The organism is Streptomyces sp. NPDC001292 (assembly GCF_042896465.1).
In the GTDB taxonomy this organism is placed as follows: Bacteria; Actinomycetota; Actinomycetes; order Streptomycetales; family Streptomycetaceae; genus Streptomyces.
The window spans coordinates 1-20,430 of record NZ_JBIAXG010000083.1; the positions used below are offsets into that span (position 1 = coordinate 1).

The 20,430-nt window shown below is 66.0% G+C and carries 15 protein-coding genes and 3 pseudogenes; 3 read left to right on the forward strand and 15 right to left on the reverse strand.

From position 1 onward, the window contains the following. Window positions 1–93: 93 nt before the first annotated feature. The 3 genes and pseudogenes from ACFY4A_RS41045 to ACFY4A_RS41055 all read right to left on the reverse strand — a co-directional run. Window positions 94–234, reverse strand: a pseudogene (locus ACFY4A_RS41045) (xylose isomerase); the annotation flags it as partial. A 178-nt stretch (window positions 235–412) separates the two neighbouring features. Then, window positions 413–4,240, reverse strand: a complete 3,828-nt coding sequence (locus tag ACFY4A_RS41050) for a discoidin domain-containing protein (RefSeq protein WP_390834433.1) — start codon at window positions 4,238–4,240, stop codon at window positions 413–415. Between the two features lie 310 nt (window positions 4,241–4,550). Beyond that, window positions 4,551–4,751 (reverse strand): hypothetical protein, encoded by a 201-nt coding sequence (locus tag ACFY4A_RS41055; RefSeq protein ID WP_390834420.1) that lies wholly within the window; start codon window positions 4,749–4,751, stop codon window positions 4,551–4,553. A 1,164-nt stretch (window positions 4,752–5,915) separates the two neighbouring features. Between ACFY4A_RS41055 and ACFY4A_RS41060 the strand changes: the two are divergent. Further along, window positions 5,916–6,225 (forward strand): annotated as a pseudogene (locus ACFY4A_RS41060) (DDE-type integrase/transposase/recombinase); the annotation flags it as partial. A gap of 187 nt (window positions 6,226–6,412) precedes the next feature. On the opposite strand, the gene ACFY4A_RS41065 reads toward ACFY4A_RS41060, so the two are convergent. The 11 genes from ACFY4A_RS41065 to ACFY4A_RS41115 form a co-directional block, all read right to left on the reverse strand. Further along, window positions 6,413–6,658, reverse strand: coding sequence for a hypothetical protein (locus ACFY4A_RS41065; RefSeq protein ID WP_390834421.1), 246 nt, complete (start codon window positions 6,656–6,658; stop codon window positions 6,413–6,415). 379 nt (window positions 6,659–7,037) lie between these two features. Further along, window positions 7,038–7,736 carry a FadR/GntR family transcriptional regulator gene (locus ACFY4A_RS41070; RefSeq protein WP_390834422.1) on the reverse strand — a complete coding sequence of 233 codons (699 nt, stop codon included), beginning with the start codon at window positions 7,734–7,736 and terminating at the stop codon, window positions 7,038–7,040. A gap of 141 nt (window positions 7,737–7,877) precedes the next feature. Continuing rightward, entirely contained in the window at window positions 7,878–8,570 is a 693-nt protein-coding gene (locus ACFY4A_RS41075) for a type 1 glutamine amidotransferase (protein WP_390834423.1), read from the reverse strand. Beyond that, window positions 8,554–9,705, reverse strand: coding sequence for a carbon-nitrogen hydrolase family protein (locus ACFY4A_RS41080; protein WP_390834424.1), 1,152 nt, complete (start codon window positions 9,703–9,705; stop codon window positions 8,554–8,556). Before ACFY4A_RS41080 ends, ACFY4A_RS41075 begins: the two co-directional genes overlap by 17 nt. Next, window positions 9,683–11,116 (reverse strand): glutamine synthetase family protein, encoded by a 1,434-nt coding sequence (locus ACFY4A_RS41085; RefSeq protein WP_390834425.1) that lies wholly within the window; start codon window positions 11,114–11,116, stop codon window positions 9,683–9,685. Before ACFY4A_RS41085 ends, ACFY4A_RS41080 begins: the two co-directional genes overlap by 23 nt. Window positions 11,117–11,226: 110 nt before the next feature. Next, a complete protein-coding gene (locus ACFY4A_RS41090) occupies window positions 11,227–11,718 on the reverse strand; it encodes a DUF1097 domain-containing protein (protein WP_390834426.1) in 492 nt (163 codons plus the stop codon). Between the two features lie 519 nt (window positions 11,719–12,237). Beyond that, the gene (locus tag ACFY4A_RS41095) at window positions 12,238–12,729 is read right to left on the reverse strand and encodes a transposase (protein WP_390834434.1); all 492 of its coding nucleotides are present in this window, start codon (window positions 12,727–12,729) and stop codon (window positions 12,238–12,240) included. 275 nt (window positions 12,730–13,004) lie between these two features. Further along, window positions 13,005–13,406, reverse strand: coding sequence for a hypothetical protein (locus ACFY4A_RS41100; protein ID WP_390834427.1), 402 nt, complete (start codon window positions 13,404–13,406; stop codon window positions 13,005–13,007). Between the two features lie 489 nt (window positions 13,407–13,895). Further along, window positions 13,896–15,341 (reverse strand): aromatic amino acid ammonia-lyase, encoded by a 1,446-nt coding sequence (locus ACFY4A_RS41105; RefSeq protein ID WP_390834428.1) that lies wholly within the window; start codon window positions 15,339–15,341, stop codon window positions 13,896–13,898. Then, window positions 15,341–16,696 carry an MFS transporter gene (locus ACFY4A_RS41110; RefSeq protein WP_390834429.1) on the reverse strand — a complete coding sequence of 452 codons (1,356 nt, stop codon included), beginning with the start codon at window positions 16,694–16,696 and terminating at the stop codon, window positions 15,341–15,343. The genes ACFY4A_RS41105 and ACFY4A_RS41110 overlap by 1 nt, the downstream gene beginning before the upstream one ends. A gap of 422 nt (window positions 16,697–17,118) precedes the next feature. Next, window positions 17,119–18,045 carry a LysR family transcriptional regulator gene (locus ACFY4A_RS41115; protein WP_390834430.1) on the reverse strand — a complete coding sequence of 309 codons (927 nt, stop codon included), beginning with the start codon at window positions 18,043–18,045 and terminating at the stop codon, window positions 17,119–17,121. 115 nt (window positions 18,046–18,160) lie between these two features. Here ACFY4A_RS41115 and ACFY4A_RS41120 point away from each other — a divergent pair, with 115 nt between their 5' ends. Then, window positions 18,161–18,976, forward strand: coding sequence for a hypothetical protein (locus tag ACFY4A_RS41120; RefSeq protein ID WP_390834431.1), 816 nt, complete (start codon window positions 18,161–18,163; stop codon window positions 18,974–18,976). 747 nt (window positions 18,977–19,723) lie between these two features. Beyond that, window positions 19,724–19,894: pseudogene (locus tag ACFY4A_RS41125) on the forward strand (IS3 family transposase); the annotation flags it as partial. A 122-nt stretch (window positions 19,895–20,016) separates the two neighbouring features. On the opposite strand, the gene ACFY4A_RS41130 reads toward ACFY4A_RS41125, so the two are convergent. After that, a partial coding sequence (locus ACFY4A_RS41130) for an FAD-dependent monooxygenase (protein ID WP_390834432.1) occupies window positions 20,017–20,430 on the reverse strand: 414 nt, incomplete at its 5' end.

The window sequence follows — 20,430 nt, forward strand, 5'->3', positions numbered from 1 at the left end:
GCAGGTCGGGACCCCGGGCCCGCCGCCCGACCGCAATCAATCACACCGATCACGACCGACCGGCCAATTGCCCGTTACTGACCCACGCTCCTAGGTCTCCACGTCGAAGTGGTCGCACAGCGGCCCGCCGACCAGCTCCTTGAGTGCCTCGCGGAGCACGGGGACGGTGGTGTTCAGCGGCGCGGCCGGCGCCACGTGCAGCGGCACGTGGTAGTGCACGCGCCACGGCCCCGGGGCCGGTCGGTGGTGTGGTCGGGGGCATCGGCTGTCCGGCTCGTACACGCGGCGCCGGATCGGACCCCGCACCGTGCGAAGAGAGCGAGCCGATCATGACGGACGTGGACGCGGGCGATGGCAACCGGCCAGCGTCGTCACCGTTGAAGACCACGACGCTGATCGGTCGCCGTGTCACCTATCTTCCGTTGACGGCGACCTCGAGCAGGTCGGTCGTTGACCCGTTCGAGCCGCCGTCGAACACCAACTTCACGTACTGGGCCTGTGCGCTAAGGGGGTACTGGTTGTAGAACCCGAAATAGGCGGTGCCCGTTGGGCCGTTGACGGTGCTGGCATCATTCCAGGTCACACCGTCGACGCTGGTTTGGATCTTGATTGTCTTGGGCGTGTTGATGTACCGCTGATCCAGCGTGTTGAAGTTGATGTCGATGTTCGAGATGTCAGTCTTCGCGGGAAGCTTGAATTGAATCCAAGCCTGCTCGCTTCCTGGCACCGTCCACTTCGACTGATCGAAGTGGACGCCGTCGATGAGCCTGCCGTCGGTGAGGTTCGACACCGCATCTTGCCCCTGGCTGGCTGTGATTTCGGCGCCGTTCGCGAGGTTCCGGTACGGCAGCAGGTCCATGAAGACCCTGTTTGTCGTGTAAGTTTTACCGTCCAGTGTCACGTCTGCCCAGACGACTCCTCTCGCGGGTGCCTCGACCTGCGGGGTGGTGATCTTGTTCCCATTGAACGCGAATGTGTCTACTTCCTTGATGGCGACCGGCTTGTATTTGTTACCGCCGGCCAGATCGACGATTCCGCCATGCCATCTGATCTGAGCCGCATCCAAGCCGATGGGTCCGCCTGATGTCGACCTGCCTTCTATCTCGTACTTGAGCCCATCGTTCAGGCCGAACTCGCCGTATGTCTCTTTCCCTTCCACCGACAACGATGCGCTGAGCATGTCGGCGGCATAGACGAGGCCATCCTTGACCGCCACCTTCAACGCGCCTTGTTTGGTCACGCCCTCATAAGCGCCTCGTACCGTGATGCTCGTCGTGCCGTCCGACACCGGATGCACGATTCCACTAGGGCGAACTTCCGCTATCTCAGGATTCGCGCTGCTGTAGGTCACGTCCGAAAGCTTGGCTTTCAGCGCGGGATACGTCATGTAGCCCTCGGCATTGACCTTCAGCACCTTCGGCGCCAGCTGCTCACCGGTCACGTCGACGTTGGTCAGCTTGAACTTGCGCTCAGGATTGTCAGTCACGATCTTGATGATCGTGTCGATCGGATCTTCCCGCGCATCGGCCAGGTTGATGGTCAGGCTGTCGCCCTCCTGGCTGAACGACGTGACCGGGATGTCGCTGTTCAACCACCTCACCGACGTCACCCGATCCTTGATCGGACGAATGGTCAAGGACTTGCCGGTAATCGCGTCGAAGCCCTTCTTGCCGTCCGGCCCCTTCAGGATGTGAAGATAGATGTTGTTGTCCCTTGCGGTCGCATATCCCCATTGCGGACCAGTCGTGCTGTCGGGGAAAGCGAACTTCTCGTAGTTTCCTCGTCCATCGTCTTCGTAGCCGTAGCCCGCCAGGAAGTACGGCGTTGTGCCCGTCGTGGACTCGTGCCTCTCCGGCCCATGCTCCGGAGCGAACCAGTTGGCGAGGTTCTCTCTTACATCGATGAACTCCTGGACAGCCTTGGGGTACCTCGTGGCGATTTCTTGGGGAGAGTCCCAGTTCGGGCCCCGGCTGTCGATGACCGATTGATCGTTGTTGTCGACATAGCCCCGACCAGCATTCATCACCATCTCTTTGGTGACCTGCCTGAAGTCGTCGCGCTTTTCGTAGTACGGCGAGAGCATGTCCTTGGTGTGGATCATCTTCCACGGTTCCATGGGCGTCCGCTTCAGAAGATGGTTTCCCCCCACATTGGCGTAGATGCCTGACGCCTCGCCGGTTCTCAAATCCGGATCGCCGTACTCCGCCCCCCAGGCGTTTGAGTCCACGATGATCTCATCGCTGTGGTTGCGTAGCGCACTGTACATCGCGTCGTAGTTGGCATTGGGCATTGACTGTGGACCGTCGAAGTACAGGTAGTCCGGACTGTAACGCCGAATGAGATCCTCCACATTCTGCACGAACACATCAGTGGAGTAATGCTGCAAACCGCCACCCTCGGTCGCGTAGTACAAGCCGAATTTCATGCCGTAACGCTTCACTGCCTGTTCGTACTGCTTCAATCCGTCTACTACTTTGCCGCCTTCGTCTTTAGGGAGGTATTCCGCCTTAATGTTCTTCGGATCTGCGAATTTCGACGGCCAGAAGTAGTTCTGCTGTAGTGCTTCGATCGATACCAGCGAATGCCCTTCACGCTTCGCTCTCGCTGCCCATTGATCGACGGAGTGGTTTGGATCCACGAAGTAGTTGTACGTTGGGGTGGAATGGGTCAGTGCGCTGACCCTGCCCTCCTCGAACCACTTGTTTGGACGTTCCTTCACGGTGATGGTGAAGTTTTTTGAACTAGTGTTCCCTTCCCTGTCGGCCACCTGGACGGTGAAGTGATAATCCCCTGGTTTGGTGTTGACCCTGATGATGCCCTTAGTGCTGTTCAGATCGACTTTCCCGTCGACCAATCCGTCCGCGATAGAGCCGTCAGGGTTCAACTCCAGGCCATCAGGCAAGTTCCCGTCTACGATCTTCCATGTATAGCCCGGCGCGCCACCGGCAGCCATGAACTGGAAAGTCGAAGCGGCGACGCCGTACTTGTTGTTGGCCGTCGACTTGTTCCAGACGTACGGCCATTCCTTGTAGCCAGTCGGCATGTTGTTCTTCGGAAGCGGAGTGTGGATCGCATCGTCGCTCGAGAGTCCTTGCGACACGATCTGCAGGCTTCCCGACGGCCCTGTCACAGAATTGACCAGACCATTGATCTTGTTGCCGTTCTGATCCGCCACCCGGCCGTAGAACCCGAGATAGGCTACGTTCTGGTCCTTGGCAATCGGCACACCGTTTGAATTCACGTCCTCCGTGTAGGTGTGCTTGATCTGAATCATCAGCTTGTTCCAGCCTGCGTGCAGTTGGACAGCTTGCTTCGTCAGATCCTTTTGCACCTCCTTCGGAGTGCTTGGGGCCGTCAGACAGCTGTCGTTCGCGTATAGCCGGTACGAACCGCTCGCCCCGACGTTGAAATATGCCTGCTGCTCGACCGGGCTGTAGACGTACGTGTGCGCGTACACGTACTTGTTCCGCGTATCGACACCCTTCTTGACGGTGTAGTATCCGTAAAGATCCTGGTAGTCGTCGTAGTTCCGGTTATAGAGGCGGTCGTCGAAGTACTCCCACTTTGCGCTTTCGTTGCCGAAGCTCAACGACTCGCCGGCCTTCGGGGTGATCTTCGTCTTCCCCTCGACCGGGCGGTACGTGCCGATCGGCAATCCATCAGACCCGTACAGGTTGACCTCGGCGGCCGATGCGAAGCCTTGCCCGTTTTGCGAACTCAGGGCCCGCAGTCGCACGTGCTTGGCACTGACCGGCGGGAAGGTGACCGTCTTCACCCCGGCCCCGGCGCTGAACGTGCCAGTCGCTATAGGTGTGCCCCACGAGACGCCGTCGTCGCTGACCGACACCTCGTAGTTCGCGATGTTCCCGTTGGTGTTGCCGTCCTGCCGCGGCAGGTACGTCAGCTTGTCGATCACCTGCGGGCTGGCCAGCGTGATGTCGAGCCAGTGCGGCATGGGTGCGACACCGCCGCTGTACGCGGTGTGCCAGAGGGTCGACGGATCGCCGTCGATCGCGTTGGCCGCGGCACCGTTCTCCGCCGCCCTCTCGGCACTGTCGCCGACAGCCGACCACGCGTTCCCCGAGTCATCGGCTTCACATCCATATTGCTTGTCGGCCACCGGCGAATCAAACGGGCCCGACACCAGCCACGAGTTGATGAACGGAGCGTTCCCCGCCGCCTGCTGCGCGGATGCCTGCTTCGTTACGGATACACCAAACAGGAGTGATACGACGATCATCCCTCCCAAGAAAGATGCGATCTTTCTATAGCTTTTTCTCACTGCCGAGTGATCCTTTCTTCATCAGTGACTAATCCGTGCCCCGCTATTACGGGACTACGGGAGTGGCAGGTGCTCGACGCGTCCAGAACGGCTCCCGCCGTTGGGGAAGTGATGGTGAACCTGCCGACGCCCCACACTCGGAACACCGGTGATAGCGCCGGTGTCGTTTTTCAGCACCAGCCGGCTACACCAGGCACGAGGAACCGATCCGCGAGTCCACGGCGGTACCCACGGGCACGGATTCGCGGCCGTCGTCCAGCAGCAGGATCTACGGCAGCGTGCTCGTGCCGTAGTGGATGCCCTTCGCGGTCCGTGCGGTGATCCGCACGGACCGGTCGGTGACCGTGGTGTACCCCTCCCCCTTGAGCTGGGCGCCGCCCGTGGCTTTCGGCCAGCGGGATCGACCGTCAGCACGATGTCGCCGTCCTGCGGGGCCCTGGGGCGGCGCGTCCAGTTTTCGACCCGTCACCCGCTCGATCTCGTCCGAGAGTTGCGATCTTGTCGCGGAGTCTGTCTCCCTGCTTCTTGGCGAACACGATTCGGCTGTGCTTGCGCAGCTGGAAGGAGCCCGTACCGCCTTGCCACTGCTGAAGGGCAGGTATCACTGCGGGCTTGTCATTGACGGAGGCGGGTTCGGTGTCGCCGGGACGGCGGGAGCGCCGAAGGCGAACGAGGGGACACGCGAGGTGTCTCAGGCGACACCTCTTGGCGGGCTCCAAGCGTTCTCGATGGAATCGTTCCTGGCAGTTCGTGCGCGTTCCGCTAGGGGTGGCCTGCCCTCTTCGTCAAGCCGGAGCCGGCATACGGCGGCCGACAGGGAAGGCAGGGTGGAATCCCGCAGGGCGCCACGGCCGGGTGCTGTCCATGGATAGCGGCCAGCGGGCGGGCCCATGCCGAGACGACCACGTTGAAGTGCTCGCTGCAGGGACCAACAGGGTCGGCTCGTCCAAGGCGTCCGTCCAGGGCGCCGCCCTCCAGGCAAGGGGGTCTCAGGAACATCGGACTGCGTGTCATGCCCATCATTCCCCTGAGCGGCGGCGCCTCGATGCCGTGCCGAAACGAGATGCGAGATGCGAAGTGATCAACTTCAATCGACTACAGAGATCCCACATAGTTCAGACTCTTTTGGCGGTCGTGCAGCTCTCGCTGAGGCCCTCCTCCCTTGACGGCCTACCCTCAAGTGCCCTTGACTCAGAATAGTGTGAAGTTTGATCAACGGCGAGTCAAGAGGTGAACAGAGTCTATCCGCCACCTGCAGAAAAATAGATGCGATACATTTGGAAGGCCCCTGCGGGGCGGTAGAAGGCCGTGCAGCGTGACCCGCTGAAGGGCTTCCTGGTCCACGTGGACCTGCGACGGGACACAGCCCGCTTCCCAGGCCGGCAGGAACCGTCTGGTGCCCTCACCTCCAGTTCGGGCTGGGCACCGGCCTCCCGGCCGCGCTGGCGAGTTCGAGCTTGAGGATGTGGCGGGCCTCGGACTCGCCCTGCCGGGACGGATCGGCTTGTGCCGGCAGGATCGTCGAACGATCAATCCCCGGAAGGCGAAGAAGCCGAGCCCGAGGCGGACGCCAGCGGTCCGTTGTGATTCTTCCAGGCTGTTGCGCCGCCCCGTATGAGTTCGCGAACGGGGCGACATGCTCCATTCCTACGGGGCGGCCCACCGCGAGGTGATGCCCTCGGTCGAGCAGCGCTCCCACAAAGGCCTGAACAACCGGGCCGAGAACTCCCACCAGCCAACGAGGCAGCGCGAACGCGCCATGAAAGGCTTCCGCAGCGTCGCAGGAGCCCAGAGAATCCTGTCCGCGTTCAGCCGCATCTCACCCCACTTCCGGCCACGCCAGCACCAGATTGACCACCCCCGACCACCGCACCGAGATGGTCATCCGCTTCGCCATCTGGGACCAGATCACCGGCACCGCCGCACAGCCCGCAGGTGCCTGACCTAGAGCCGGCACCGGCCCCGTACCCTGACACAACCTCAGACGATCAGCCCTCAGCCAACGTGACAAGGCCGGATCAGGAGACCGCGAGAACATCCCGGCACTGGCATCCTGGCGCGTCCATCGCCGTGCGGGTCAAGAGGCCGGGGAACATCCGGCACGGTCATACTCACTGTCCGTGTGCGTGATCACGCCGCAGATGACGCCGCCGCGGGTGGCTGCGGCCATGTTGAGCAATGCCACCACCAGTTCCGCGTCGCGCCGTTCGCCCATCGCGTAGCCGAACAGACGACGGGAGAACAGATCGATTTCGCCGACCGGTCGGACGTCGGCGAGCCATTGCGCCTGGCCCGCGACACCCAGCTGTGCAGCGTGCCCGGATGCACGCCGGGCTCCTCGGCCACCTCCGGAATCGGCTTCCCGGTCTCCGTCACGATCCGTACCGTCCCTCGCGGAACTCAGCGCCGTACACACGCTTCCTGGAGGCCATGACCCTCAACTATCCCTCCGGTCATGGTCTCCAGCTGCGAGGGGATGTGAAGCGGTCAGCTCCGGTGTCAGACCCGAAGTAGCGCGGCCCCGCACTCGCCACCACTACGGGTCGGCCGCTGTGACCAGGTCCTCGATGACGGTCAGCGGACCGGTGAGGCCACTGGGCAGCAGCTCGTCGAAACGGGTGCGTACGTCAGCGGGATCGACAGGAACACCCAAGGGGCTCTGTCGAGTCCGTCCAGACACTGCTCGGCGTGCTTGAGCATGTGGGTCAACAGCGGGTGGAGCATGTGCGCCGTGATGTCGTGGCATGCGGTGGTGTCACTCGCGGTGTTCGTACCGGCCGGCCACGAGCGAGTCCGTGGTGACGACCAGGTGCCGCAACATCGCATCGGCGGCGTCGCCGGGTTCGCGCGCGCGGATGGCATCGAGGATCGCCTGGTGGTCCCGGAGGGACTTGGCGGGTTGGCCGGCCCGCGTCAGGGACGTCTCAGATGTGCGGTCGAGCGCGGTGTGCATGCTCGCCAGCAGGCGGACCAGGATCGGGTTGTGCGAGGCGGTGGCTACCCGGGTGTGAAACCGCCGGTCTCCAGAGAGCCCGGGCTGACCGGCGTCGATCTCCGCTCGCATCTCCTCCATCGCGGCATCCAGCTCGGCGAGGTCGTCGGTGGTGGCCCGCATGGCGGCGAGCCGCGCGCACTGGGTCTCCAGGGCCTGCCGGGTCTCCCAGATGGCGGGGTGGTCCACGTGGGTCTCGACCAGTTCGGCGGCCAGCAGGTCGATCAGGTCGTCCGGCCGCTGGAGCAGGTAGATGCCGTCGCCGTGGCGGACCTCGACCATGCCGCGGGCGCGCAGTGCGGTGATGGCCTCGCGGATGGAGGAGCGTCCGACGGACAGCTCGCGGGCAAGGTCCCGCTCGCTCATCAGCCGATCGCCGGGCTGCAACTGGTTGACATCGACGAACTCCCGAAGGCGATCGCTGACCTGCTCGTAGAGCGGTTTGCGATCGACCGGCCGCATGCGTGCGATTCCCTGCCGATCGGTTGCCATGACCCTCCTCAGTCCGCCCGGTACGGATCCCGGTTCAGTGTCCTGCTGGTCTGAACATACCGCCTTCGGCATCGGCGCCGGGAAGCGCCGATGCCGAAGAGTGCGACCGGTTCAGCCGTCGGCGACCTTGAGGAATTCCTCGTACAGGCGCCAGGCCGCCTGTTCGGCGTCTTGGTACCGGGACTCGGTGATGCGCACCAGCTCCTCGGGCACTCCGCCGGCGTCGGCGAGTTGCCGTCGGCGCTGGTCGGCCGTCATCCACGCGCGGATCTGCTCCGCGGTGATCTCGGGGTGGAACTGCACCCCGAGATGGCGGCCGTGGCTGAAGGCTTGGACGTGGAGGTTGCCGGCGAGCAGCGTGGCCTTCGGTGGCAGCACGATCTCGTCGCCGTGCCATTCGAACCAGCAGCCCTGGACGACCTGCGCGAGCTGCGGCTCGTCGGCTACGGCCGGGATCTTCGTCCAGCCGCGCTCGGCCTCGGCGGCGGGTTGCACCTTGCCGTCCAGGATCTGGGCGAGCAACTGCGCGCCGTAGCAGATCCCGAAGACCGGTGTGCCGAGCTCGATCTCCGCCTGGACGAACGAACGCTCCGGTTGTCCCCACGGAACCGTCGCGTCGTAGGCGGCCTCCCGACTGCCGAGGACCATGAGGGCCCGGTGCCGTGTGGGCTGCGGCAGTTCACCGGCCTGGACGTCGACGAGCTGCCACGGGATGCTGTTGGCCCGCAGCCAGTCGGCGAGGTTGCCCGGCCCGGCGTCGTCCTGGTGTTGGAGTACGAGGACGGTCTCAGCGGCGTCCGCCACGTCCCACCTCCTGTTCTGCCGAGTACGTCTCGGCCGCTTGGCTGGTGGGGGCCGCGCACCCCGCGGGGTCTGTCTCCGCGCGATCCGCCAGATCCACGAAATTGCCCGCCCGGCGGCGTCTGCGGTCGACAGTGACCTTGAAGACATCGGGTCGGCTGTAGTGGCCTGTCGGGTCGAAGTTGAGGCGCTCGCGGGCGACCCAGCTGAGATCCAGATCGGCCACGATCAGGCCCTCGGCGCCGTTGACCGGAGGTACCAGCCACGACCCGTCGGGCGCGGCCACGGCGGAGCCGCCGTCGAACGGCATCGCCGCCGAGTTCGCGCGCACCTCCTCGGCCAGCGGGAAGTCGTCGGGGACGTCGTCCGGGGAGAGGATGCCCGAGGCGGCCATGGCGAAGACCCTGCCCTCCTGGGCGGTGAACCTTGTGATGTCCGGGGTGAGGCCGCTCGCGCCGGGCCAGGAGCTGATGTGGACCTGCTCGCCGTCGGCGTACAGTGCGTGCCGTGCCTGTGGCATCCAGTTCTCCCAGCAGTTGAGAGCACCGACCATGGCCGGGCCAACCGGGTGCGTGCGCAGCCCGGCCCCGTCGCCCTGGGCCCAGACGAGGCGTTCGTCGTAGGTCGGCACGAGTTTGCGGTGGTGCCCGACCAGCCCGTGCCCGGGATGCAGGGTGAGCATCGTGCAGAAGGTCGAGCCACTGGCGTTGCCCCGGCCGCGCTCGGTGACGCCGACGAACAGGGTGAGCCGGAGGTCCGAGGAGAGCCTCTCCAGCTCGCGCTGCTCCGGCCCGCCTACCTCGATCCCGCTGTCGAGGTAGGCGGCGTAGCAGGCCTTCTGGTTGGCGTCGTCGAACCGCGATCCCTGGGTGCGGGTCAGCCAGAACGGGTAGCCCGACAGGTAGGTCTCCGGGAACGCCAGCACCTGCGTCCCTTCGGACGCGGCGAGTTCCGCTGCCTGAATCAGGCGTTCCATCCGGGCGTTGACGTTCAGCCACGGTCCGCCCAGCTGGGCCGCCGCCACCGTCAGCGTGGTGCGGGGATCGGGGTCGGCCGCGCGGGCGCTGGCCAGGATCGGCAGGCGGGGCCGGTCCGCACCGGCCCCGCCGACCAGATCAGTAGATCTCGAAGTATTCACGCTGCTCCCAGTCGGTGACCGCTGCGTTGAAGCGGTCGACTTCGTGCTGCTTGACCATCGACAGGTAGTCCACGAACGGGTCGCTGAGCTCGCGGCGCAGCAGTTCGCTTTCGCCGAACACCTTGATGGCCTGCTCCAGACTTGCCGGCAGGGCGGGGGCGTCGGCGAGGTACGGCTCGTCGGCCGACGGGCCCGGCTCGAGCTTGTTGTTGAGCCCGTCCCGGCCGCTGATGATCTGCGCGGCCAGGTAGAGGTAGGGGTTCGCGGCGGGTTCGCCGACCCGGTTCTCCAGGTGCGTGTTGGCGTCGCCGCGGCCGCCGGCGACCCGGACGAGGGCGCCGCGGTTCTCCTCGGCCCACGTCACCCGGTTCGGGGCGAACGAGTCGGGGCGGTAGCGCTTGTAGCCGTTGATCGTCGGCGTGGTGAGCACCGAGCAGGCGCGGGCGTGCTCGAGCAGTCCGGCCATGAACCGGCGACCGGTCTGGGAGAGCGCGGAGTCCTCGTCGCCTGCGAAGGCGTTGCCCTCTTCGGGGGTGGCAAGCGACTGGTGCAGGTGCCAGCCGCTGGAGAAGGCGTTGGGGAATGCGGGGCGGGACATGAAGGTGGCGTGGTAGCCGTGGCGCCGGCACAGCTGCTTGATCACGCTGCGGAGGAGGACCACGGTATCGGCGGCCTTCAGGCCCGTCAGCGGTTCGAAGGTCACCTCGCACTGGCCCGGACCCCACTCGTCCTCGACGGTGGCCAGCGGCATGCCGAGCGCGACGATGTTGTCCCTGAGGACGTCGAGGATCGCGCCGATCTCGTCGCCGCGGACCTCGGTGAGGTACTGGAAGCCGTGGGAGACCGCGCTGACCCGGGGCGGCGCCGGCGGATGACCGGAGTCTTCGAAGGAAAGGCGGGCGTCCTCGAGCCGGGTGATGTAGAACTCCAGCTCGACACCGGCGATGTAGGAGTATCCCGTGGCGTCGAGGAGACCGAGCTGCCTCTGCAGGATGCCGCGGGTGTCGAAGGGGACAATTTCACCCGACCGGTAGTGCAGATTCGACAAGATCCAGCCGGTGCGGTCGAGCCAGGGCAGCACGGTGAAGGTCGTCGGGTCGGGGACCAGGACGCCGTCGGGCAGGCCGGTCATCCGTGGGTCGCCGAGCGCGTTGGCGCCGAACGGGGGAACGACCGGGTTGTTGGTCGTGTCGAAGATCAGGGTCGCGGTCTGGAAGTCCTTGCCGTTGCGCAGCACCGACAGGAAGTGACCCACCTCCAGCGTCTTGCCGCGCAGGACGCCGTGCTGATCGCTCCAACTTATCCGTACCTGCCGCAGTCCCTGCTCGACCACCTGGGCGGCGATGCGATTGGCGGCCTCATGTTGCTCGGCGGTCCAGAGATTGTTGCTTTCTATGAATGATGAACCCATCGATTCTCCTCATTTGCAATGCGGTGAATGGGGGGTGCGATGTTGCGACGTGGTGTGGACCTGTTCAGTGGCGTGTGACGACTGCGCCGGGTCGCACGGCATGTCGGGCATCAGGCCGGGACGGCGCCGGACTCCGTGTCGGACTCACGGGTGGTGGAGCGGACCAGCAGGTCCGCCGACCGCTCGGACGCGATGCCCAGGAGCACACCGACGACCAGGACGGCCGCCGTGACGGGCACGTCGCCCGCGTTGCCGAACAGCGCCGCGGCCCCGAGGAACGCTCCGGGGATGAAGGACAGCAGGGTCCAGCTTGCCTGAGCACACATCGCGAACGCGATCACGGCCACGGCCACGGCGACAGGGAGCGCGCCAGACCAGCGGGTGGCCAGTCCGGCGGCCAGGACGGAGAGCCAGCCCCAGGCCACACCCGACAGCGTCGACGCCGCAGTCTTCACGAGGCCGGCGGCCTTGCCATCGGCGGCGAAGAAGGCGGCCCACGAAACCACGGCGACCCAGGTGGGCGCGCCGAGCTGGTCACTGGTCCAGGCCCACAACCCGGCGAGAAAACCGACAGTGATGCCGGTGGCAATCAACGGACGCACTTCGTCAGCTCCTCGGCTCATCGCGGCACGCCAGGAGGATGCCCGAATGCAGGTCACCTGCTGGTCTGACCAATATGGGACGGGGCCAGGTACCTGTCAATGCCCGAGACGGCATGAGGGAGCGGATGGTGGGCCGCCGGAGCATGCGGCATGCCTGGTCGACGGCGGTGGTGGCGGCCTGCTCGCTGGCGGGGAGGGTCACGGCGTTCTCCTCTTTCACGGGGTGGGGTGGTCGGGTCGGCGGAGCCGCAGGAGGTGGCCGTAGGGGGCGACGGAGGGCATTGGGCCGTTTGTCGGGTGGCAGGTTGGCCCTGACGGCCGCGGGCAGCGGGGCGGTGGCGGTCTGGCTGGTGGTGTAGGGCGGCTGCGGGGATTCTTCGGGTCCGGTGTCGGCGTCGGCTGCCTTGCGGGCTTCGAGAGCGACGGCATCGGCGGTGAGGGCACCGGTCTTCAGCGCTGCGGCGAGGCCGGTGACGAGGTGTTCGTGGGGCAGGTGGCGGCAAAGGAGGAGGACCTCGATCAGGGCCCGGGTGCCGTCGCGTTCACCGTGGGCTTTGACGGCGGCTTCCCACCAGGTGTCGGCGTACGGACTTTCCTGGCCCTGGCAAGATTTCCGTGAAGTTGCGGTGTCCCGTGCGACGGTGACGCTCCGTCACGGGTGTGGCGTCGGAGCAAGGCCATGAGGATGACGCGGTGGCGGAGCAACCGGACCCCCGCGCGGCCGGCCGTGATCCGTTTCTGGAGCTTCAGGTCGGTAATGCGGCCTTCGTTGACGTCGGAGCTGAACGGGGTGGTGATGCCCTGCACTACTGCGGGCTGGTCTTCGCGGATGGCTTTGGCCAGGCTGGCCAGGGCTGGGAGGCGGGAAGTTGTGAGTTGCTCGAGCCAGTCCGGTAGCGGGGAGGCGTCACGGGCGTCGAGCATGGCGGCGAACTGACGCGCCAGGTCGTGGGTTCGGTCCAGCTCCGGGCAGTGTTCGAGCAGCCATCTGAGTGCCTCGGCTGCGTGCAGGCTGCGCCGGGCTGGCGCGGGCGGTGGTGATCCAGCGGGCGACTTCGCGGGGCGAGGGCGGTCGCTCGACGCTGGTCCGCGACAGGGGCACCTTCAAGATGCCCAGGAGCCGGGCTCCGCCTCGGCCGGCGAGCACCACCCGGCCAATTCCACCAGATGCTGCAGCAGAGGACCGCGGCGCTGATAGCGAACCGTGAGCCCATCGACTTGCTCGGCGAACGTCCGCCGTCGGCAGCGCGGGCTGTCACAGAAAAACCGCCATACCGACAGTGCGATCAGCACGGGGCGACCGCCGACGGCACATCGGCCAGCGTACGCGTATAGCGGCTGTGCACCCGCACCGAACCGCGACCGCAGTCAGGACAGGACACCATCAACTCGTGGGTACGGGCGGCCACATGCACTGTGCCGGACTCCGCCCACACCCGTTCCACCCCCACCGCATCAAGGTGCGGAGACACAATCCGTACGAGGTCATCGATCACCGGCTTGTAGGGGTCCAGGCGCGTCGCCCGTGGCCTCATCTTCTTCCGCGGCTCCGGCAGAGCCGAGATCAGAGCCCTCTGCACGGTGTTGAAGCCGACGCCGTACTTCCGCATGAGCGCGCGCGTCGACATGCCGGTCCTGGCATCACGCCGGATCGCCGCGTACAGATCGACCTTGGAGTTCGGCAGCACCCGGGCCCCCTCGTCGTGCAGAGCACAACCATGATCCCGAGGCAAGCGCCTGGGCGTTCTCGAAACTCAGCGACATCACTCCCCCGTGGAACCAGGCGTTCGCACCGCTGAGAAACGACGTTCTCGAAACTCACCTACAAAGCCACCACGCCCTCGGGCAGCCGCGCCACGGCCAGCTTCCGGCCGGTCGCGTCCTGGACCTCCACATCGTGGTGGTCCCTCGGCCCAGGCATCACCGATCAGCAGCAACGCACCCGCCTGGTCCGGAACTTCACCTCTCGTGCAGCCTGCGGAAGGCACGGCACGCGGCCTAATGGATCCAGTGCTCACGCCCCACTGCCCGGCGGGCACGCCACCCCATCAGCTGCCTGGCCTCCCGGCCGACCAGCAGGGGCACGATCTGACCTCAGAAGTCGGATGCTTCCGGCGGTGGAAGTGCTCACCTGCTGGCGGCTACGGCACCGAGTCTCTACGCCCCGACAGCTCCCATTAGGCGGTGGCCAGCAGCCGGGTCGCCGCTTCAACGTCGGCGGTCAATTGGCGGTCGGCGATGGACGGTTCCAGCACCTCAGCGGCGCGGTCGAAGAATGCCCGCAGTTCCCCGTCGCCTGTCGGAGCTGAGTCGTCCATCCGCAAGGCACGGACTGCTGCAACCAGTTCGCAGCCCAGGATGAGCCGGAAGTGGCTGACGGCCTCCAGCAGACGCCGGGCCGCGGTGGATGCGAAGCTGGCGTGCTCCTCCACGCCGCGGGAAATCACCGCGTGGCCGAGCTTTACCGGCTGTGCTCCCCCGCGTAGCTCAGCCAGGGCCGACTGCGCCGCGTACTCAGTGATCATGATGCCGCTGCTGCCGTCCTCGCCGTCGGAGAGGAAGGGGGTCAGGTGGGTCAGGGCCGGTTCGACCAGGATGCCAAGGCGGGAGGTGGAGAGCTCTGCGGTCCCTAGTAGCCCCAGCCGGAACTGGTCGAGCGCCAGCGCCAGCCGGGCCATGTGGAAGCCGCCGTGATGGTGGTAGTCGACCGCGTCCGTGTTGAGCAACGGGTTCTCTGCGGCGGCATTGATCTCTACGTCCAGCACCTCATCGAGTGAGGACCAGGCATCCAGCGCCGCACCGTGCACCTGCGGCAGGCAGCGCAGTCCGAACGGGTCCTGGACTAGCCTGGGGTTCCCGTCCGCCGGCGCCAGGAGCTCGCACATCCTCGCGGACAGCAGCTGTGAGCCGGGGTGCGGCCGCACGGCGTGCACGTATTCTGCGTAGGGTTCCACGGAACCGCGCAGCGCCGTCAGCGTCAGCGCGGCGACGAGCGGGACCCGGTCCAGCAGCAGCTTGAGGTCGGTGGCGGCGAGGGCGGCCTGGCCGACCGTCAGGGCACTGCTGGACATCAGTGGCAGTGCGTCCCAGCGGGTCAGGGGCAGTGGGGCGGGTGCCGGGCCGGTGCCGCCCTGCCAGGGCAGCTCGCCGGCCAGGGTCAGGCCGAGTTCTGCCAATGCGGACAGGTCACCGGTACCGATGGCGCCTAGGGCGTGAACCAGGGGGAGGTGACCACTGGTCAGCGCCTCGGCGATCCGGTCCACGACTGCGACGCTGATGGCGGATCCGCCGCTCAGAAGCTGGTTGAGGCGGACTGTGAGCATTGCCCGGGCCTGCTCGTCCGGTACAACCGGACCGATGCCGCCGCCGTGGCTGCGGAGCAGCCGCATGCCCAGGGTGTTCACGGCCGAGTCGGACACCGTGACCGTCCGGTTGGCGCCCACTCCGGTGGTATAGCCGTATACCTGGCGTCGCGTGGTGATCTGTTCGGCGACCTCCCGGGCTTCCCGCACCCGCTCGCGAGCCTTGGGTTCGACGAGCGGCAGGGCCTCGCAGCGAGCGAGGGTGGTGACCTGAGCGGCGGTCAGGGACTTTCCGTCGAGGGTGAGGTATGCGGTAGCCATCAGTGGTGCCACCCTTCAGTGGTGAGGGTGTCACGGGTTTCCGGTGCCCAGGCGAGGCTGATCACGGTGCCGAGGAGCAGCACCAATGCCAGCCAGCCCATCGACCAGCCCACACCGATCGCGCTCAGGCTGACCGGCAGTAGGAAGGTGCCCACGGCGGAGGCGATCCGGCTGGTGCCGTTGAGGAAGCCGACGCCGGTCCCACGTAGTGCGGTGGGGAAGAGTTCCGGCGGGTAGACCTGGGTGATGTTGGAGGCACCGGCCATGACGAAGGTGTAGGCGAGGAAGGGGACCATCAGCAGCCAACTGGAGGCGTCGCTGAGCACGGCCATCAGTCCCAGACAGCCGGCGAGGATCGCGAAGGTACCGATGGTGAACGGCCGCCGGCCCATCCGATGTACAGGCCACAGACCGATGATGCCGCCAAGCAGCAGGGCCAGGTTGAGCACCAGGTTCTGGGTGTCGGCATTAGAGATATGCATCGCGCTCAGGATCTGCGACATGAAGGTGTAGATTGCGAAGTAGGGCAGCACTTGGGCGCTGAAGAAGATCACGCCGAACCAGGTCTTGGTGGCCTGACCGGGGGCGAAGAGTTCGCGGTAGCGGGTCGTCGGCGATTGCGTGGCAGCGGTGGTCGCCTCCTGTTCCGCCGTCGATTCCTGCCCGAGGTATGTGCGGCGGATCTGTGCGGCCTCGGCGGCGCGGCCCCTGCTGGCCAGCCAGCTCGGGGACTCTGGGACCCCTATTCGCAGCAGCAGCACCAGGAGTGCAGGCAGTGCGCCACTCGCGAGTAGCCAGCGCGCGGCGCTGTCGGTGAGGGGGATGTAAGTGCCGAGGATGTTGGCGACCACGTATCCGACGGTCCACAGCACGGTGAGAGAGCCGAGCAGGAAGCCACGCAGTCGGCGCGGGGCGAACTCGGAGAGCAGGGTCGGGCCGACGGCGTAGTCGCAGCCGAGACCGAAACCGATGATCAGCCGCAGGAGGAACAGGACGAGCGGGGAGTGCGCCCAGAACTGGGCGGCGGAGGCGATCACGATCAGCCAGAAGTTGTACAGGTACAGCTTCTGGCGTCCGATGGCGTCAGCGACTCGGCCGAGCACGATGCTCCCGAAGAACAATCCGATCAGCGCCGAGGCGCCGAGCAGGCCTTGCCAGACGCCGGACAGGTGCATGGTGGTGCCGAGCACAGGCAGGACTGCGCCGATGATGCCGAGCGCGTATCCGTCGGAGAAGTTCGCACCAAAGGTCGTGGCGGTCACCCGTAGATGGAACCCGGTGAGTGGCTCCCGTTCGGTGGTGTCCGAAGCGGCCACCGGTGGCGGGCCTTCGGCCGCTGCCGTTGTGTTTGTCATGCGGGACTCCTGGCAGAGGGGCTGTGGGGAGTGGGCGACAGCTTGCATGAATAGGAGGTGACAAGCAACGGGCTGACGAGGATTCCTATTCAGGAATTCGAATGACCTTTTCAGAAATCCGAATGACCCTTCCCAACGGCCGGACCGGCCGATAGCCGCTGGCAGGGCACGACCGCCGGAGCCGGCCCGACGGCTCATCGGTGAGCGGCATCCGGGGAGGACGGTGGGCTCGGCAGGGTGAGGTGTGCGAGGCCGGATAGCCCGCGGACCTGCTCGCGCGGCTCAGCAGGCTCACCTATCGGGCATCGCATTCACGGACCCACCCGTACGTACGCGACGGAGGTCGAGGGCACCAAGTCCTGGCGGCATCCCGGAACCGGCAGACCCTTCTGAAGAAGACCCACTTCGGCGGCTTGGGGATGTCAAACAGGGAAAGACAGCTGGCTCGCTACGGCGCGCGCTGTTCTGATGAAGGCGGAGGCAGCCTCCGAAAGTTCCCGGTTCTGGTGCCATGCGATCCCGATAATGCGTGGGTTGACCGACGCGAGCTTGCGAGCATGTACATCCTGCCGCCTCGGATCCAGCCCAAGTTGAGGAATCACTGCGGCGGCGTAGCCTTGCCCCGCCAGCCCGAGCAGTGTGGTGTTTTGATTACTGCGGAAGACCACGCGGGAGCGATAGGCCGGGCGGCCAAGCCGCGCTTCCATCGAGTGCGGTGGCCTTAGTTCGGCGTACGACATCAAGGGCAGGTCGGGATGGTCGTCGAGGTCGATCGGTAGGGTGCTCTCGGCCAACGGCGAGTCCGATGCAACGACCAGCACATACGGGTCCTCGAGTAGTGGTTGAGACTCGAACGGTCCCGCAGTTAGGGGGAAGACCACAAAGGTAAGGTCGAGGTCGTTCGACTCCACCCGATGCAGCAGATCGCCGTCGTCAGGGAGTTCGGTGAGCGCGACCTGAACCTTCGGATACTCCTGGTGGAAGCTCGTGAGCACAGACGGCAGGAGTTTCGCCCCAACGCTTTCGTAGCATCCGACCCGTAGGATCCCGGCCGCACCCCGGGAGAGCGCATCGACATCGATCGCGATGCGCTGCAGAGTGCCGGTGAGCGTCTCGGCGTGCTGCAGCAGCACCCGACCAGCGGGAGTCAGGGTGACTGTTTTCCCACCTGCCGACCGATTCACCACCAGATGTCCGACCAAGGACTCGAGGCGACTGATCTGCTGGCTGACTGCGGACTGGGTGTAACCGAGCTGCGCCGCCGCCTCGGTGAACGAACCGCATCGCGCTACATGCATGAGGGTCACGAAGTGCTGGATGTCCAGCCGTGTCCACGGCAGCTTGGCCATAGCGACCCCCATTAGCAATCGAGATGTTTACTGACACATATCTTAACTGGCATTAATCGGCCGCCGGGTGCACGCTGATCGCTGTCAACCCAACTCGCTGAAAGGAGCTCGACCGGTGAGTGCGACCTCTACGCAGATTGCCCTGGCGGACGTCATCGACCTCGACCGCTACCCGATCGACCGGCTCGACAGTCCGAAGGCTCGTGCCCTGCTCGCCTTCTGCCGGGCCTCCCTCGCCTTCGAAGGAGCCTGCCAGCTTCCCGGGTTCGTCCGGCCGGCGGCCGTGGACCGACTCGTCGAGGAGGCGCTGGCCAAGCAAGGCCTGGCACACCGGACCGACGACACCCACAACGTCTACTTCGAGCCCGTGCCGGAGAACGGAACCTCCGACGACCCCGCCACTGTGCTTGAGCACAGCTCGAAGTCCGCGATCGCCTGGGATCTGATCGCCGCCGATTCACCCCTGCGGATCGCATACGAGTCCGACGAGCTGACAAGGTTCCTCGGCGAGGCTCTGCAGATGCCCTCCTTCTACCGATACGCCGACCCTCTGGGTGCTGCGTCGCTAATGACCTTCGGAAAGGGCGACGAGCTTGGCTGGCACTTCGACCGGTCGCCGTTCGCTGTGACTGTGATGCTGCAGCCAGCCACGGCAGGCGGAGAGTACCAGTACTACCACCATTTGCGCAGCGCGGACTCCGAAAACCCTGCGGGCGTGATCGGGGCGCTTCACGAGACGCTGCCCGGGCGAATCGCCCTCGCCGGTGAACCCGGCGCCCTGACCATGTTCCGTGGTCAGTACTCGCTGCACCGAGTCACCCCAGTTGAACGAGACGAGTTCCGCATCAACGCGGTGCTCGCGTACTCCGAACGACCCGGAGATCGACTCAACTCCCTCACACAACAGTTGTTCTACGGCCGTACGGCCTGACGTGCTCCGCCCGGCTCCCCGTGACTCAAGCGACGGGGAGCCGCCCTATCCCACCGCATAGGGGAGATCACATGGCCTCACACAAACCGCCACGAGTCCTCTCATCCTGACCGGCTCCGGTCTCACCCTCGAGGCCATGGTCGAGGTCGCCTACCAGGAGCGCGCCTTCGTCGCTGACGAGGAGGCCTGGAAACGGGTCGACGCCGTCCACCATGCGCTCGACACCGTCAAGTGACACGCGAAGACGTGTACGGCGCTATGAGCTGACCCCGGTTTCGTGGAGTCCCCGAAGCCAGGCTTATGCTCCTGGTCCGAAGAAGAACCGCGAGCAGTGTCAGCACCACGTAAGTACCCGTAAGTACCCGGACGAGCTCCGTGAGCCGGCCGTCCGCGAGGTCCGCACCACCGGCCGCCCGGTCGCGCATGCCGCCCGGGACCTCGGCATCATAAGGAAGCCCTGCGTGGATGGGTCCGCCAGGCCGAAGCCGACGCCGGTGACCGCGACGACCGCCTCACCACCGCCGAACGCGAAGAGCTGAAGCAACTCCGAAAAGAAATCGCAGAGTTGAAGCAGGCGAATGAGATCCTGAAAGCCGCCGGCGTGTTTTTTGCCCAGGAGTTCGACCGTCCCCGGACGAGGCCGAGCAAGTGATCGACCACCTGCGTGAACGCGGTCTCGGGGTCGATCCCGTCTGCCGGGTGCTGCAGCTGTCGCCGTCGACGCACTTCGCTCGCAAGAAGCGGCCGATGTCGGCCCGCCGGCTGCGCGACGAGCAGCTCATGCCGCTGATCGAGCAGGTCCACGCGGAACCGGGCGGCACCTATGAGGCCCGCCGGATCACCCGCGCGCTGCGGCGCAAGGATGTCCAGGTGGCCCGCTGCACCGTCGAGCGCCTGATGGCGGAGCTGGGCCTGGAGGGCGTCATCCGCGCGGCCGTCCCGATGGCAACTCCCAGACGTCCGCGTAGGTGTCGGTCTCGGCCTGCGGCAGGCGTGGGCCCTGGCTCGGAGGCGGTGGTGCAGGGTGCGCCTGGCAGGGGTCAGGCCGGTGGCCTGCCGATGGTCAGGAACAGCCGCATGGCCGCGTTCCGTACCGGCGCGATCCGACGCGGGGTGTGCACCGCGCGGTTCATCAGCCGGGCGGCGCGCGCGAGTCGCTGGGTGGGGCGGCGACGGGCCGCGTCGTAAGCGGCGAGGGCGTCTTCGACGCGCGCGCGTGCGGTGAGCTCGCGGGCGACGGTGACGCCGTCGACGAGCGCCTCGCACGCCCCCCTGCCGAGGTCGGGGGTCATCGCGTGGGCGGCATCGCCGATGAGGGCGATGCGGCCGCTGACGTAGCTCGGCAGGGGCGTGGCAAGATCGTAGAGGTCGTTGCGCTGCACGCCCGTGCCGCCGGTCTGCGTCAGGTGGTCCAGGACCCGGCGCACCCCGGGGTGCCAGTCGCCGAACCACGC